At 64.1% G+C, this 13,190-nt stretch carries 14 protein-coding genes; 2 read left to right on the top strand and 12 right to left on the bottom strand.

Going from position 1 to position 13,190, the window contains the following annotated elements; all coding sequences use genetic code 11:
* The 8 genes from BGO16_RS02710 to BGO16_RS02675 form a co-directional block, all read right to left on the bottom strand.
* Window positions 1–376: DNA gyrase subunit A (locus tag BGO16_RS02710; RefSeq protein ID WP_292617063.1), on the bottom strand; the 376-nt coding region annotated here is incomplete at its 3' end.
* 291 nt (window positions 377–667) lie between these two features.
* Window positions 668–832: a hypothetical protein gene (locus tag BGO16_RS02705; protein ID WP_292617062.1), complete on the bottom strand. Its 165-nt coding sequence runs from the start codon at window positions 830–832 to the stop codon at window positions 668–670.
* Between the two features lie 325 nt (window positions 833–1,157).
* Window positions 1,158–1,946, bottom strand: coding sequence for an SMC-Scp complex subunit ScpB (scpB, locus tag BGO16_RS02700; protein ID WP_292617060.1), 789 nt, complete (start codon window positions 1,944–1,946; stop codon window positions 1,158–1,160).
* Window positions 1,947–1,964: 18 nt separating this feature from the next.
* Window positions 1,965–2,801 carry a ScpA family protein gene (locus tag BGO16_RS02695; protein ID WP_292617059.1) on the bottom strand — a complete coding sequence of 279 codons (837 nt, stop codon included), beginning with the start codon at window positions 2,799–2,801 and terminating at the stop codon, window positions 1,965–1,967.
* Window positions 2,798–3,817 carry a beta-N-acetylhexosaminidase gene (gene nagZ / locus BGO16_RS02690; RefSeq protein ID WP_292617058.1) on the bottom strand — a complete coding sequence of 340 codons (1,020 nt, stop codon included), beginning with the start codon at window positions 3,815–3,817 and terminating at the stop codon, window positions 2,798–2,800. Before nagZ ends, BGO16_RS02695 begins: the two co-directional genes overlap by 4 nt.
* Before the next feature lie 46 nt (window positions 3,818–3,863).
* A complete protein-coding gene (locus BGO16_RS02685; RefSeq protein WP_292617057.1) occupies window positions 3,864–5,297 on the bottom strand; it encodes an SPOR domain-containing protein in 1,434 nt (477 codons plus the stop codon).
* A 102-nt stretch (window positions 5,298–5,399) separates the two neighbouring features.
* Window positions 5,400–7,193: an arginine--tRNA ligase gene (gene argS, locus BGO16_RS02680; RefSeq protein WP_292617056.1), complete on the bottom strand. Its 1,794-nt coding sequence runs from the start codon at window positions 7,191–7,193 to the stop codon at window positions 5,400–5,402.
* 38 nt (window positions 7,194–7,231) lie between these two features.
* Window positions 7,232–8,446, bottom strand: a complete 1,215-nt coding sequence (locus BGO16_RS02675; RefSeq protein WP_292617055.1) for a deoxyguanosinetriphosphate triphosphohydrolase — start codon at window positions 8,444–8,446, stop codon at window positions 7,232–7,234.
* A 111-nt stretch (window positions 8,447–8,557) separates the two neighbouring features.
* On the opposite strand from BGO16_RS02675, the gene erpA reads away from it, so the two are divergent.
* Both erpA and xth read left to right on the top strand, forming a co-directional pair.
* A complete protein-coding gene (gene erpA, locus BGO16_RS02670; protein ID WP_292617054.1) occupies window positions 8,558–8,890 on the top strand; it encodes an iron-sulfur cluster insertion protein ErpA in 333 nt (110 codons plus the stop codon).
* A gap of 78 nt (window positions 8,891–8,968) precedes the next feature.
* Window positions 8,969–9,760: an exodeoxyribonuclease III gene (gene xth, locus BGO16_RS02665; protein WP_292617053.1), complete on the top strand. Its 792-nt coding sequence runs from the start codon at window positions 8,969–8,971 to the stop codon at window positions 9,758–9,760.
* Window positions 9,761–9,921: 161 nt separating this feature from the next.
* Here the strand turns inward: xth and BGO16_RS02660 are convergent, their stop codons facing one another.
* The 4 genes from BGO16_RS02660 to BGO16_RS02645 form a co-directional block, all read right to left on the bottom strand.
* The gene (locus tag BGO16_RS02660) at window positions 9,922–10,746 is read right to left on the bottom strand and encodes a tetratricopeptide repeat protein (protein WP_292617052.1); all 825 of its coding nucleotides are present in this window, start codon (window positions 10,744–10,746) and stop codon (window positions 9,922–9,924) included.
* A complete protein-coding gene (locus BGO16_RS02655) occupies window positions 10,733–11,011 on the bottom strand; it encodes a hypothetical protein (RefSeq protein WP_292617051.1) in 279 nt (92 codons plus the stop codon). Before BGO16_RS02655 ends, BGO16_RS02660 begins: the two co-directional genes overlap by 14 nt.
* A 365-nt stretch (window positions 11,012–11,376) precedes the next feature.
* Entirely contained in the window at window positions 11,377–12,798 is a 1,422-nt protein-coding gene (lpdA, locus tag BGO16_RS02650) for a dihydrolipoyl dehydrogenase (protein ID WP_292617050.1), read from the bottom strand.
* A gap of 73 nt (window positions 12,799–12,871) precedes the next feature.
* The coding region (locus BGO16_RS02645) for a 2-oxo acid dehydrogenase subunit E2 (RefSeq protein ID WP_292617049.1) at window positions 12,872–13,190 on the bottom strand (319 nt) is incomplete at its 5' end.

The following is a 13,190-nucleotide window of genomic DNA, read 5'->3' as shown; positions in this document are numbered from 1 at the left end:
TATCGCCGTCGACCGAGCCGAAATTGCCCTGCCCGTCGATCAGCGGCACGCGCATGGAGAAATCCTGCGCCATGCGCACCAGCGCGTCATAGACCGACTGATCGCCGTGGGGATGGTACTTACCGATGACGTCGCCGACGGTGCGCGCCGATTTGCGATAAGGCTTATTCCACTCGAAACCGTTCTCGTACATCGCGTAGAGGATGCGGCGGTGAACCGGCTTCAGACCGTCGCGCGCATCCGGCAACGCGCGCGCCACGATCACGCTCATGGCGTAATCGAGATAGCTGCGTTTCATCTCCTCGAGGATGGAAATGGGACGAATGCCCGAGGGCGCCGGCGGCTCTCCGGACTTCGTATCTTCGGTATCTGACAAGAGAGGATTCCGGTCGGTTTGTGTCCGGAATCATATAGCGCATCGGGGCCTAGCAGACCACCCCCGACACCGCCTCAAGCAACGTTTTTCCTCTTGTTTATCCAAATACTTAGAGCCATTCCCGACTTGTCGGAATCAAAGCCGGCCCGAGCCTGACGTTTTGCGGAGTTCGCTTGGCTCAAACCAGGTCAGGTCGCGCGGATGATGCGCTTTCCTGAAGCAAATCTGCGTCCATCTCAGGGTCAAACAAAGGACAGGATTCGCTCGAAAACGCGACAGTGCTTGTTCAGGTCAGATTGCCGAACGCCGGGGCGTAATCGAGCCGTCCTCAGTTGCGGGAAGCCCGTCAGTCAGCGGCAACACCATGAAATGGACTCCTGCGAAAGCCGTTTCAAAACAGGCGGCAAGATCGCCGCGAAAGCCGAAGCGCCCGTAATAGGCCGGATCACCCAGCACGAAGACGGCATCCGACCTCTTGCGCCGGGCCTGCGCGTTAGCCGCCTTTATCAGCGCCGCGCCGACGCCCTGCTTTTGCTACTCCGGCGCCACTGCAAGAGGCGCAAGCGCAAGAGCGCGAAACGGCGCCGCCATCGCAGACAACAGGATGTGGCCGATCACAGTCCCGCCCGCGACCGCAACCAGCGATCGCCGCGTCACCCGCCTCGCGCAACTGCGCGACCAGCCGCGCTTCGTCGGCCCGGCCAAAGACCCGGACGATCACATCGCCGATGTCCGCAGAGTCGTCGACCCGCTGGGGCCGGATGTCCACATCAGGGCCCGTTTACGGGAGATTCTCGTCGATTTCGGTATTCCTGCCATCGTCCGGGGGGTCGCTCGCGCCCTCATCGCCGCTGCCTGAATTGTCGCTGTCTGGCTCCAGCGTCGAGACCAGCGCCAGTTCGAGATCGCCGGCTTCGAGCGGATCCTCATCGTCGCGCAAAGCGGGATCGTCAGACGGCGTCGGAACGCTGAAGCCCCCGGGCAAACGGGAGTCCAGCAATCCCGTTCCCTTCAGTTCTTCCAGACCCGGCAGGTCGCCGAGGTTTTCGAGACTGAACTGCGACAGGAACGCCTCCGTGGTTCCGAAGGTAAGCGGACGCCCCGGGGTCTTGCGACGGCCGCGCGGCTTGATCCAGCCGGTCTCCAGCAACACGTCGAGCGTCCCCTTGGAGGTGACGACGCCACGGATTTCCTCGATCTCCGCCCGGGTCACCGGCTGGTGGTAGGCGATGATTGCCAGCATTTCGATCGCCGCGCGCGACAGCCGCCGCGTCTCGGTGCTTTCCCGCGTCATCAGCCAGGCCAGATCGCCAGCGGTGCGGAACGTCCATTTGTTGGCGACTCGCACCAGATTAACGCCGCGCAAGGCATAGTCCGCCTGCAGTTGCGTGAGCGCGGCCTTGATGTCGACGCCGTCGGGCATCCGCTTGGCCAGCGCCGCCTGATCCAGCGGCTCGGACGACGCGAACAGCAGCGCCTCCAGCAATCGCAATTCCTCTGGACGCGCCATCGGCAGTTCCGACTCCGGTTCCTCGACATGCGCCACGCGCATTTCCGCCAGGCTTGCCATCGCTCGGTCTCCTCTTCCTTATTGGGCCGGCGCGTCGGGCGCCGTCACCGGAGCGGATGCCGGCGGCACGCGCTTGCGAAAATAGAGCGGCGCGAACGCCTCTTTCTGGTTCAGATCCATGACGCCCTCCCGCACCAGTTCGAGCGCGGCGGCGAAACTCGACGCAAACACGGTGGCCCGCTGCGAGGGATCGACGACATAGGTCATCAGGTATTCGTCGAGGCATCCCCAGTCCTCGTCGGCCAGCCCGACAAGACGCTCCAGCGAGGCGCGCGCTTCGCTCAGCGACCAGACGGTGCGCTTGGCGAGGTGAACCGTGGTCAGAACACGCTGCTGCCGCTGCGTGGCATAAGCGGTGAGCAGGTCGAACAGCGTCGCGGTGAATCGCGGATGGCGGATTTCTGCGATCGCCTCCGGATTGCCGCGCGGAAAGATGTCGCGCTGGAACTGCGGCCTGTTCATCAGGCGGTTTGCGGCCTCGCGGATCGCCTCAAGGCGACGCAGGCGGTTGGCGAGCGCCGTGGCCATCTCACCCGCGCTCGGTCCGTCCGGGGTCGCCGGCTCCGGCAGCAGCAACCGCGATTTCAGGAACGCCAGCCACGCCGCCATCACCAGATAATCGGCAGCGAGTTCGAGACGAATCTTGCGGGCCTCCTCGATGAAAACGAGGTACTGGTCGGCAAGCGCCAGGATGGAGATTTTCGACAGGTCCACCTTCTGTTGTCGGGCGAGCGCCAGCAACAGGTCGAGAGGGCCTTCATAGCCCTCGACATCGACCACGAGCGCCAGCGCATCGTCGTTATCGATGCGCTCGGCCGGCCGTCCCGTTTCGAACGACAGAATTTCCGCGCTCATGCGCCTACCGCTCCCGTCAATGCATCGAGTTCCGCCCGCGCCGCCTCGCGATCGAACGGCCGGGGCGGCTTGCGCGAGGCCAAGGCGCGTTGCGCACGCTCCAGCGCCGCACCGGACAGTTCCGGCGCTTCGCCGGCCACCTGCCGCATCTCCGCCGGGTCGCCGTTGCAATGCAGGACCATGTCGCAACCGGCGGAAACGATCGCGCGTGTCCGCTCCGCAATCGATCCCGTCAATGCATTCATGGACACGTCGTCACTCATCAACAAGCCCTGGAATCCGATGGCTCCGCGAATCACCTGTTCGACGATTGTCGCAGAAGTCGTGGCCGGCTGCGTGGCATCAATTGCGCTGAACACAACATGCGCGGTCATCGCCATCGGCAGATCGGCAAGCGCCTTGAACGCAGCGAAATCAACCGTTTCCAGATCGTTCTTCGAAGCATCCACGACCGGGAGCTTGAGATGGGTGTCGGCGGTCGCCCGGCCGTGCCCCGGAATGTGCTTCAGAACCGGCAGAACGCCACCCAGTTCCAGACCTTCGGTGACGGCGCGCGCGATTGCCACGACCTTGTCCGGCTCTGTACCGTAGGCCCGGTCGCCGATGATGGCGTCCGCGCCGGGCGCCGGAACGTCCGCGAGCGGCAGGCAATCGACGGTGATGCCAAGGTCGGCAAGATCGTTCGCAATCAGTTGCGCACTTAGCCGCGCCGCTTTCAGCCCCAAAGCGCGATCGCGATCATAGAGAACGCCGAACACCGCGCCCGGCGGATAGGCCGGCCAGTGCGGCAGGTTCAGCCGCTGCACCCGGCCGCCTTCCTGATCGATCAGGACCGGTGCGTCAGCATCCTCGACCGTTTCTCGAAAGTCCTGAACCAAACGAGCGACTTGCAGAGGATTATCGACATTCCTCCTGAACAGGATGAATCCCCACGGCCGTTCGTTGCGCAGGAACTCGCGCTCCTGCGCTGTCAGGATCAGCCCCGACGTACCTGTAATAAATGCGCGCGCAGCCATGGCGCCGATTAGCTTGCGTCGGCGGCGAGGGTCAAGGAAGTCGCCGTTAATTCCTTTGGACGACGCACTGTCCGCCGGCCGATTTGAGACTGCCGCAGAAGCGCGAGGCCTCTTCGGACGAGCCGAACGGTCCAACCATGGCGCGATAATAGACGCCCTTGGCGCCGAGGTCGGCGCGTTTGACCAACGCACTCCGCGATCCCAGCACCGAGGGGAACTTGTTCTGCAGCACCCGGAACGAAGCCTGCGCATCCGCCTCGTTCCGTTGCGAGGAGACCTGGACGAGATAGCCGCCCGTGCCGGCTGCGGCCGGGGCGTGCTGGCCCGGATTGGTCGAGGCCACGTGCATCCGCTGTTCGGCCGACAGCGCCAGCGGGGCATTTGCGCCAGATGCGGCGGTGGCAGCGGGCGCATGCCGGGTGGACGCGGTGGCAGGCGCGGCCTGAGCCTCGGGCCGGGCGACGGCCGCGGCCGCGAGGTCAGTCTGATCGCCGCGGACCGTCAGCGTCCTGACCCTGCGCGGTTCGTCGCCGGCGACGGCTCCGCTCGCAACGGTTGCGGGTGGCCTGACATTCGGCGTCACGCTCGCCACTGGCGGCGGATTGGTGTTCTGGTTCAAAGGCGGAAAGACCACGCGCGGACCTGAGGCCGTGGCTTCCCTGACATCGACCGGCTGTTCTTCGCGGGACACCATCTGCTCGGTGCCGTTCTCCGTTGACATCCGGTCCTGGATCAACTTGCTGACCGCATCGCCAGAGGCAACCTTTTGCGGAAGAATCTTGTTGGGCTCGGCGTCGGCCTTGATAACCGGCGGCGGGCCGTTTCGGGCGGTGCCGGCATAGTTGCGGTAAGCATACGCCGCCCCGGTGCCGACGACCGCGAGCGCCAGAACCGCGACCACCGTCGCCATCCCGCCACGACGCCGGGGAGCAGGTTCATCCTCCTCTACGTCGTAGCTGCCGTGATAGCCGAAAGGCGCTTCCGGATAGGTTTCGGGAGGAAACTGGTCTTCATAGGCCTGAGCGCCCCGCCCGTCCGGCAATTGGCCGAACAGCACGTCATCGTAGCGGTCGGTGTCGGCCTGATAATAGGGCTCGGGATCCTGGACCTGGGGCTCGTTGTCGGGATAGACCGCCGCGCGCCGTAAAACGGGGTGCGGAGCAGTTTCGACAGGCGGAACAGCCTGGAGCGGCGGATCGGGTTGAACCATCCGTCTTTGCATCCAAGACGGCGGGCTGGCCGGTTCGACCTCGACCGGAGGGACCGGCTCGAAGGAATCGATGGGGTCATAGCGATCAACCGGATCATCTACCGGAGCCGGTGGCGCGCTTCGTTTGATGTCCTCGAAGGGATCGGTCTGGCCGATCAGCCTGGCAAGTTCGGCAAGCGGGTCGGTTTCCGGCTGATCGCTCGCGCGGTGTTCGTCGCGTCCGTAACCGCCGTCGTCCCGGAAAGGTCTGTCCTGGTATCGGTTAGCCATCGTGATGTCGCGTCCCTTCCGGAAAGGCGCCAACTCGCTTGTTCTAAACGAAACAGCAGCCAGTCAAGCCGTCACCAAACCCCCTTGTGTCGGCTACACCCATTATCGCATCTCGGCCGGCGCATGAACGCCGAGAACGGCAAGTCCTGATGCGAGAACAGAGACAACGCCCTGAACCAGCGCCAGCCGCGCCCTGGTTATTTCTGCATCATTATTGATAATGAAGCGTAAATGAGGCAAATCGCGACCTTTTGTCCAAAGCGCGTGAAATTCGCTCGCGAGATCATAGAGATAGAACGCGATCCGGTGCGGCTCGTGCGCCACTGCGGCCGCTTCGACGGTCCGCGGGTAAAGCGCGAGCCGCCGAAGCAGGCCAAGCTCCGCCGGATCGGTCAGCCGCTCGACGGCGGCATCGCCAAGGAAGGCCCTGCGCGCCGCGTCCTCCTCCGGCAAATCGGGGAACGCCTCGCGCGCGTTGCGGAAGATCGAGAAGCCGCGGGCGTGGCCATACTGGACATAGAACACCGGGTTGTCCTTCGATTGCTCGATCACCCTGGCAAGATCGAAGTCCAATACCGCGTCGTTCTTGCGGAAAAGCATCATGAAGCGCACGGCGTCGGAGCCGACTTCATCGACCACGTCGCGCAATGTGACGAAATCGCCGGCGCGTTTCGACATCTTCACCGGCTCGCCGTTGCGCAACAGCCGCACGAGCTGCACGATCTTGACGTCGAGACTGGCCTTGCCCGCTGTCACCGCCTTGATCGCGGCCTGCACGCGCTTGATGTAGCCGCCGTGATCGGCGCCCCAGACATCGACCATGTTGAGGAAACCGCGGTCGAACTTGGTCTTGTGGTAGGCGATATCGGACGCGAAATAAGTGTAGCCGCCGTCCGATTTCTTCAGCGGGCGATCGACATCGTCGCCGTAAGCCGTGGCGCGGAACAGGGTCTGTTCGCGATCTTCATAGTCCTCGACCGGCGCGCCCTTGGGCGGCGGCAACCGTCCCTCATAGACGTCGCCCTTGGCGCGCAGGAAGTCGATGGTGGCGGCGACCTGATCACTGCCCCCCTCGATCAGCGAACGTTCGGAGAAGAACACCTCATGCGTGATGTTGAGGGCGGCAAGGTCGCCCCGGATCATCTCCATCATCATGGCGATGGCTCTGGCACGCATGGCCGGCAGCCATTCGGCCTCGGGCGCATTCCGCAGCTTGTCGCCGTGCTCGGCAGCAAGCGCCTGCCCGACCGGTTTCAGATAGTCGCCGGGATAAAGCCCTTCCGGAATCTCGCCAATGTCCTCACCCAACGCCTCGCGGTAGCGCAGGAACGCCGAGCGCGCGAGAACGTCGACCTGCGCGCCCGCATCGTTGATGTAGTATTCGCGGGTCACATCGTAGCCCGCAAACGACAGCAAGCTCGCGAGCGCGTCGCCGAACACAGCGCCACGGCAATGACCGACATGCATCGGCCCGGTCGGATTGGCGGAGACGTATTCGACGTTGACCTTCTCGCCCGCGCCGGCCCGGCTGCGGCCATAGCCCTCGCCCTCTCGCAGCACGGCGCGCAGGGCATCCGACCAGGCTTGCGGTTTCAAGGTCAGGTTGATGAAGCCGGGACCGGCGATCTCGGCCTTGTCGATCAGGCCGTCGGCGCGCAGCCGCGTTGCGATCCGGTCAGCGAGGTCGCGGGGCTTCGACTTTGCATCCTTCGCCAGCACCATCGCGGCGTTGGTCGCCATGTCGCCGTGCGAGGCATCCCGCGGCGGCTCGACCACGATCCGCGACAGGTCCAGTCCCGCCGGCAGTGCGCCTTCTTCCGCGAGCGCGGCACATACCGTATGCACCCGCGCCAGCACGTCTGCGAAAAGGTGCTGGGATGGACTGGAATTGGTCATGATATCTGCGATTTACATGGTGACGGACTACGCGCCGCCTAACGCAAATCCGGGGTCGAGTCAAAAAGCCTGCGATGCTCGGTGATGGCGAAGCGATCGGTCATTCCCGCGATGAAGTTGCCGATCCTGCGCGCCGTTTCGGCATCGAGCGCGCGGCTGTCGTCGCCCTCCGGCATCCATTGAGGGGGAAGCGCCGCCGGATCGTCGCGGTAGCGCGCGAACAGGTCCCGGACGACGGTTTCGGCCTCGTCCATCACCCGCTTGACGCGAGGATGCCGATACATCCGTTGTTTCAGGAATGTCTTGATGAGCGCCTCCGCCTCAGCCATTTCCGGCGGAAAGGCGATCAACGCACGGCCGTGGCTGCGCACCTCCGCAGCCGATTGCGGCCGCGCATCGGCAAGCCGCCGCTCCGCCTCGGACACGACGGCCGTAATCAGGCAGGAGATCAGTTCGCGCACCAGCGCGGCCCCTCGCCGGTCGTCGTCCAGCAGCGGGTGGCCGCGTGCGGTGTCGGAAACCATCGCCGCGGTCAGCGGCATCGCCTTCAGGTCATCCACGGCGAACAGCCCGGCCCGCAGGCCGTCGTCGATGTCGTGGGCATCGTAAGCGATATCGTCGGCGAGCGACGCGACCTGGGCCTCGAGCGAGGCAAAACTCCATAGCTCCAGATCATAGGCTCGGTTGAAATCGGCGATTCCGACCGGGATGCCGCGGCGCTGATAGCGCCCGACGGGGTTGCCGGTGCGATCGGTCAGCGGGCCATTGTGCTTGACGACCCCTTCCAGCGTTTCCCAGGTCAGGTTGAGACCGTCGAAATCCGGATAACGGTGTTCCAGCAGGGTTACGACCCTCAACGTCTGCGCGTTGTGGTCGAAACCGCCAAACGCATCGAGGCAGCCGTCCAGCGCCCGCTCGCCGGCGTGGCCGAACGGCGGATGGCCGAGATCGTGCGCCAGCGCCAGCGCCTCCGTCAGGTCCTCGTCGAGGCCGAGCTGCCGGGCGAGCGCGCGGGCGATCTGGGCCACCTCGAGGGTATGGGTGAGACGGGTCCGGTAGTGGTCGCCTTCGTGATAGACGAACACCTGGGTCTTGTGTTTCAGCCGCCGGAACGCGGTCGAATGGATCACCCGGTCACAGTCGCGGCGGAACGCGCTGCGGGTCCTGCTTGGCGGCTCGTCGAACAGGCGGCCCCGGCTGCGGCCGGAATCGCTGGCGTAGGGCGCGCGGGGAGCTGCCATTCCGACTGACACGGCGATTTGCCCCTTCCAATCGTTTGATTCTCGCGCCCGGGGCACTTAACTATGGCTTGCGGGCATTGCAAAATTTTGGACAATGTCCGCAACCGCATACGGAGTCGCCCGATGACCGAAGCCAACATCACCGTCAGCGAACGCGCGGCGCGCCGGATCGGGGAGATTCTCAAGTCCGAGGGCGAAGGCGCCATGTTGCGGATCAGCGTCGAAGGTGGCGGCTGCTCGGGTTTCCAGTACAAGTTCGACATCGAACGCGCCAAGGCCGACGACGATCTGGTGATCGCGCGCGACACCGCCGTGGTTCTCGTCGATCCCGCCTCGGTCCCGTTCCTGACCGGTTCCGAAGTCGATTTCGTCGATGACCTGATCGGCGCGTCCTTCAGGGTGGTCAATCCGAACGCCACCGCGTCCTGCGGCTGCGGCACCAGCTTCTCGATCTAGCTCCCTTGTCACGCGCGGGCCCGATCCGCGCCGGATCAAGTCCGGCCAGATCCCGGCAGTGACACGCGGAAATCCCCCATGCGCATAGCCACCTGGAACGTCAATTCGATCCGGCAGCGGCTGGATCACCTTCTCGCCTGGCTCGGGGAAACCGCGCCGGATGTCGTCTGCCTTCAGGAAACCAAATGCGTCGACGAGCAGTTTCCGCGCGAGGCCATCGAGGCGCTTGGCTACAACGTGGTGACGCACGGCCAGAAGACTTTCAACGGCGTGGCGCTGCTGTCGAAATTCCCGTTCGACGAAACCCGGCCGCGACTCGCCGGCGACGAGGGCGACGTGCAGTCGCGATTCCTCGAAGGCGTGGTCTCGCTCAAGCACGGCGTGGTGCGGATCGCCTGCCTCTATCTTCCCAATGGCAATCCGCCGAATACCGAGAAGTATCCTTATAAGCTCAGCTGGATATCGCGGCTTATTGACTATTCACGCGAGCGGCTGAAAAGCGAGGAAGCCTTCGTGCTTGCCGGCGACTTCAACGTTATCCCCGCGCCGCGCGACGTCTACAATCCGGCCTCGTGGGTTGACGATGCGTTGTTCCGGCCGCAGACGCGGCAAGCCTTTCAGACGCTGCTCGGGCTCGGCCTGACCGATGCGTTGCGCGCAGCCTCCGACGCCGCCGGGGAATATACCTTCTGGGATTATCAGGCCGGAGCCTGGCAGAAGAACAACGGGTTGCGGATCGACCACCTGCTCCTGTCGCCACAGGCGAGCGACCGGCTCAGCGCGGTCGGGATCGATCGTCATGTCCGTGCATGGGAAAAGGCGTCGGACCATGTCCCGGTCTGGATCGACCTTGATCTGGACGCGGCCTGAACCTCAAGCCGCGGGTCCGGTCGTCCCGGTGAATGCTGGGATCGATACGCCATGCCGCTGATGGATGGCGTTTCGGGCGCCAGAACGATGGCGATGTCAGGGATCCCGGTCCAATGGCTGATGTCAGGGATTATGGGTTCCCTGCGCTCCTGAAACGGGCCTCAGTCCCGCCGCCCCTGCACCCAGTGCTCCAGCATCTGCAACGCCATGGCGCGGTCGTCCTCGGACGCCTTCGCGAGCGCCCTGTTGTAGCTTTCGGTGATCCAGGTCTCGTCCGGCTGGGCTGCATCCCGAGCGAGCGTCAGCCACATCAAGCCGCGCGCCGCCTGGCGAGGCAACTGATCGCCGTTGAACAACATCTTGCCCAGCATCGCCTGGGCCTCATGCTGGCCTTTCTGCGCCGCGAGGCCGAGCCAGCGGGCGCCGTACTTGACGTCGTGGGGCGCGCCGATCCCCTTCAGGTAAAGCCGTGCCAAATCGTATTGGGCATCGGCATTGCCGAAATAGGATGCCGCATAGGAGAACATCTCGCGCGCGCGCTCGGCGTCGCGCTTGATCGTGGAATTCGGGATGCCCTGGAGGTAATAGCGCCCCAGCGCGACGAACGCGTTGGCGACCACCGCGGCCTGCGGCGCCGAGGGGCTATCCTCGGCATGGGCATTGGCGATACGGCTGAAATACTCGAAGGCGCGCTGGTCGTCCTGGGTGACGCCATCGCCGTTCGCGTACATCCGCCCCAGCCGCCACTGGGCAATGGGATGCCCGCCTTCGGCCGCGTATTGCAGCGCTGTCAGCGAGGTGCTCGGGGAGACCGCCTTCTTCAGCGCCTGAGCGCTGGACAGAGGCGCGGCGGCCACGGGGAGCGCCGCCGCCGTGGCGGCGTCAGGCTGCCCGGCCACGGTTCCGTCAAAGGCAGATGCCGGCACGCCGGCGCAAACCGCACCCCACGCCAACACAACAAGAACTCTGCTCCTAGACGTCCACATGACGCGACTTCTCGTATACCCCGCCACCGCCGGCTACCGGTCCGATCTGCTGGGCATATTTCCTGAGCTCAGCAGATGTATGGTTGGTCACGCGGCGCTGCCAATTGGTCTTTCGTTCGGTGCGTCCGCCGCTGGTCAAATTTGCGTCAACCCGGGCGGCAGCCACGCCGCTGCGGAGTCCGACGGGTTGATGCCCGGCCAATCCCGCGGCATGAAACAAGCGATGGTTCACACAATGCTGACGGGCCGTCGCATGACGGTTCATCAGCCTGTTCCTCACGCCCGTCCTGACCATCGCCGACCTGTTTTCCCGGCGGCTTTTTTTGATCGGATCGCTCCAGGCAAGGGAATTTCCCCAAGCCCAGATGAGCGTCCGCCTTCAGCCGACATTTGGAATAATTCACGAAGTGGTGTGGCTAAATAGCGGCGTCTGCAAGAGCCAGCTGTTGACAGGGTTAAATGTCCGATCGGTGTTGCGCGCTGGCAACAAAAGTGGCCGCCCTGCAACCATCGTCCGGTCGGCCCCGTTTCGGAACGGCTTCAAGCTATAAGCCGGGCACCGCCTTAATTTTTTGACGCGTTTTCTTCACGCGAACCGGTCCCCACTTCGCTCGAAAACGCTATGGCTTCTCACATATTGAGCACGCGGCCGTAAGCGTCGAGCACCGCTTCCTTCATCATTTCCGACAGCGTCGGATGCGGGAAGATGGTGTGCATCAATTCTTCCTCGGTGGTTTCGAGGTTCATCGCCACCACATAGCCCTGGATCAGTTCGGTGACTTCGGCGCCGATCATATGCGCGCCCAGAAGCTGGCCGGTTGTCTTGTCGAAGATCACCTTCACCAACCCCTGATCCTCGCCGAGCGCGATGGCCTTGCCATTGCCGGCGAACGGGAAGCGGCCGACGCGGATGTCCCTGCCCGCTTCCTTGGCCTTCGCCTCGGTCAACCCGACGGAGGCGATCTGTGGGTGGCAATAGGTGCAGCCGGGGATCAACAGCTTGTCCATCGGGTGGGGCTTCAGCCCCTTGATCGCCTCGATGCAGATGACCCCCTCGTGCTCGGCCTTGTGCGCCAACATGGGCGGCCCCGCGACGTCCCCGATCGCGTAGATGCCGGGCACGCTGGTCCTGCCGTAACCATCAATCACGATGCAGCCGCGATCGGTCTTCACGCCGAGTTTCTCAAGCCCAAGGTTCTCGATATTGCCGACCACACCGACCGCCGAAATCACCCGCTCGAACTCGGCGGTGACCGGCTTGCCCTTGCCATCGTCGATTGTGGCGACGACGCTGTCGGCCTTTCTGTCGAGCTTGGTGACCTTGGTTGAGGTCATGATCCTGATGCCCTGCTTCTCGAACTGCTTGCGGGCAAGGCCGGCGATCTCGGCATCTTCCACCGGCAGGATCTGCGGCAGCACCTCGACGACCGTGACCTCCGCACCCATGGTACGGAAGAACGAGGCGAACTCGATGCCGATCGCGCCGGAGCCGACGACCAGCAGCGACTTTGGAATCTCCGGTGCGACCATCGCCTCGAAATAGGTCCACACCAGCTTCTTGTCGCCCTCCAGCCCCGGCAGCGCGCGCGGCCGCGCGCCGGTGGCGACGATGATGTGCTTGGCCTGATAGCTGCCTGCGCCCAGCACGCCTTTCGGCGAATCGGCGCTGCCCGCCTTCACCGTGATCTTGCCGGGCGCGTCGATCGACGCCTCGCCCCAGATCACGGCGACCTTGTTCTTCTTCATCAGGAAGCCGACGCCCTCGTTGAGGCGCTTCGAAACCCCGCGCGAGCGTTGCACCACGGCTTTTGGGTCGTAGCTCACCTTCTCCGCGGACAGGCCGTAATCCTTGGCGTGCTGCATGTAATGATAGATTTCCGCCGAGCGCAGCAGCGCCTTGGTCGGAATGCAGCCCCAGTTCAGGCAAATGCCGCCGAGATGCTGTTTCTCGACGATCGCGGTCTTGAAGCCGAGCTGCGCCGCGCGGATCGCGGTGACGTAGCCGCCGGGACCGGAGCCGATGATGATGACGTCGAAGGAGGTGTCAGGCATAAATATTCGCTATTCCGAAGTGAGTTTGTCTGGCTCCCCGTTCCTCTCCGTTGCGGGAGAGGAAAAGAAGATCCTACACCATCATCATCACAGGGTTCTCGATCAGCGTCTTGAATGCGCCGATCAACTCCGCGCCGAGCGCGCCATCGACCGCGCGGTGATCGCAACTCAGCGTCACGCTCATGATGTGCGCGGCCTCGATCTTCCCGCCCCGCACGACCGCGCGTTCCTCGCTGGCGCCGACCGCGAGGATCGTGGCGTGCGGCGGGTTGATCACCGCGGTGAAATCCTTGATGCCGTACATGCCGAGGTTCGACACGGCCGTGGTGCCGCCCTGATATTCCTCGGGCTTGAGTTTTCGCGCCCGCGCCCGCGCGGCGAAGTCCTTCATT

The sequence above is a fragment of the Nitrobacter sp. 62-23 genome (assembly GCF_001897285.1).
Taxonomy (GTDB): Bacteria; Pseudomonadota; Alphaproteobacteria; order Rhizobiales; family Xanthobacteraceae; genus Nitrobacter.
This window is presented reverse-complemented; position numbering and strand designations above follow the sequence as displayed.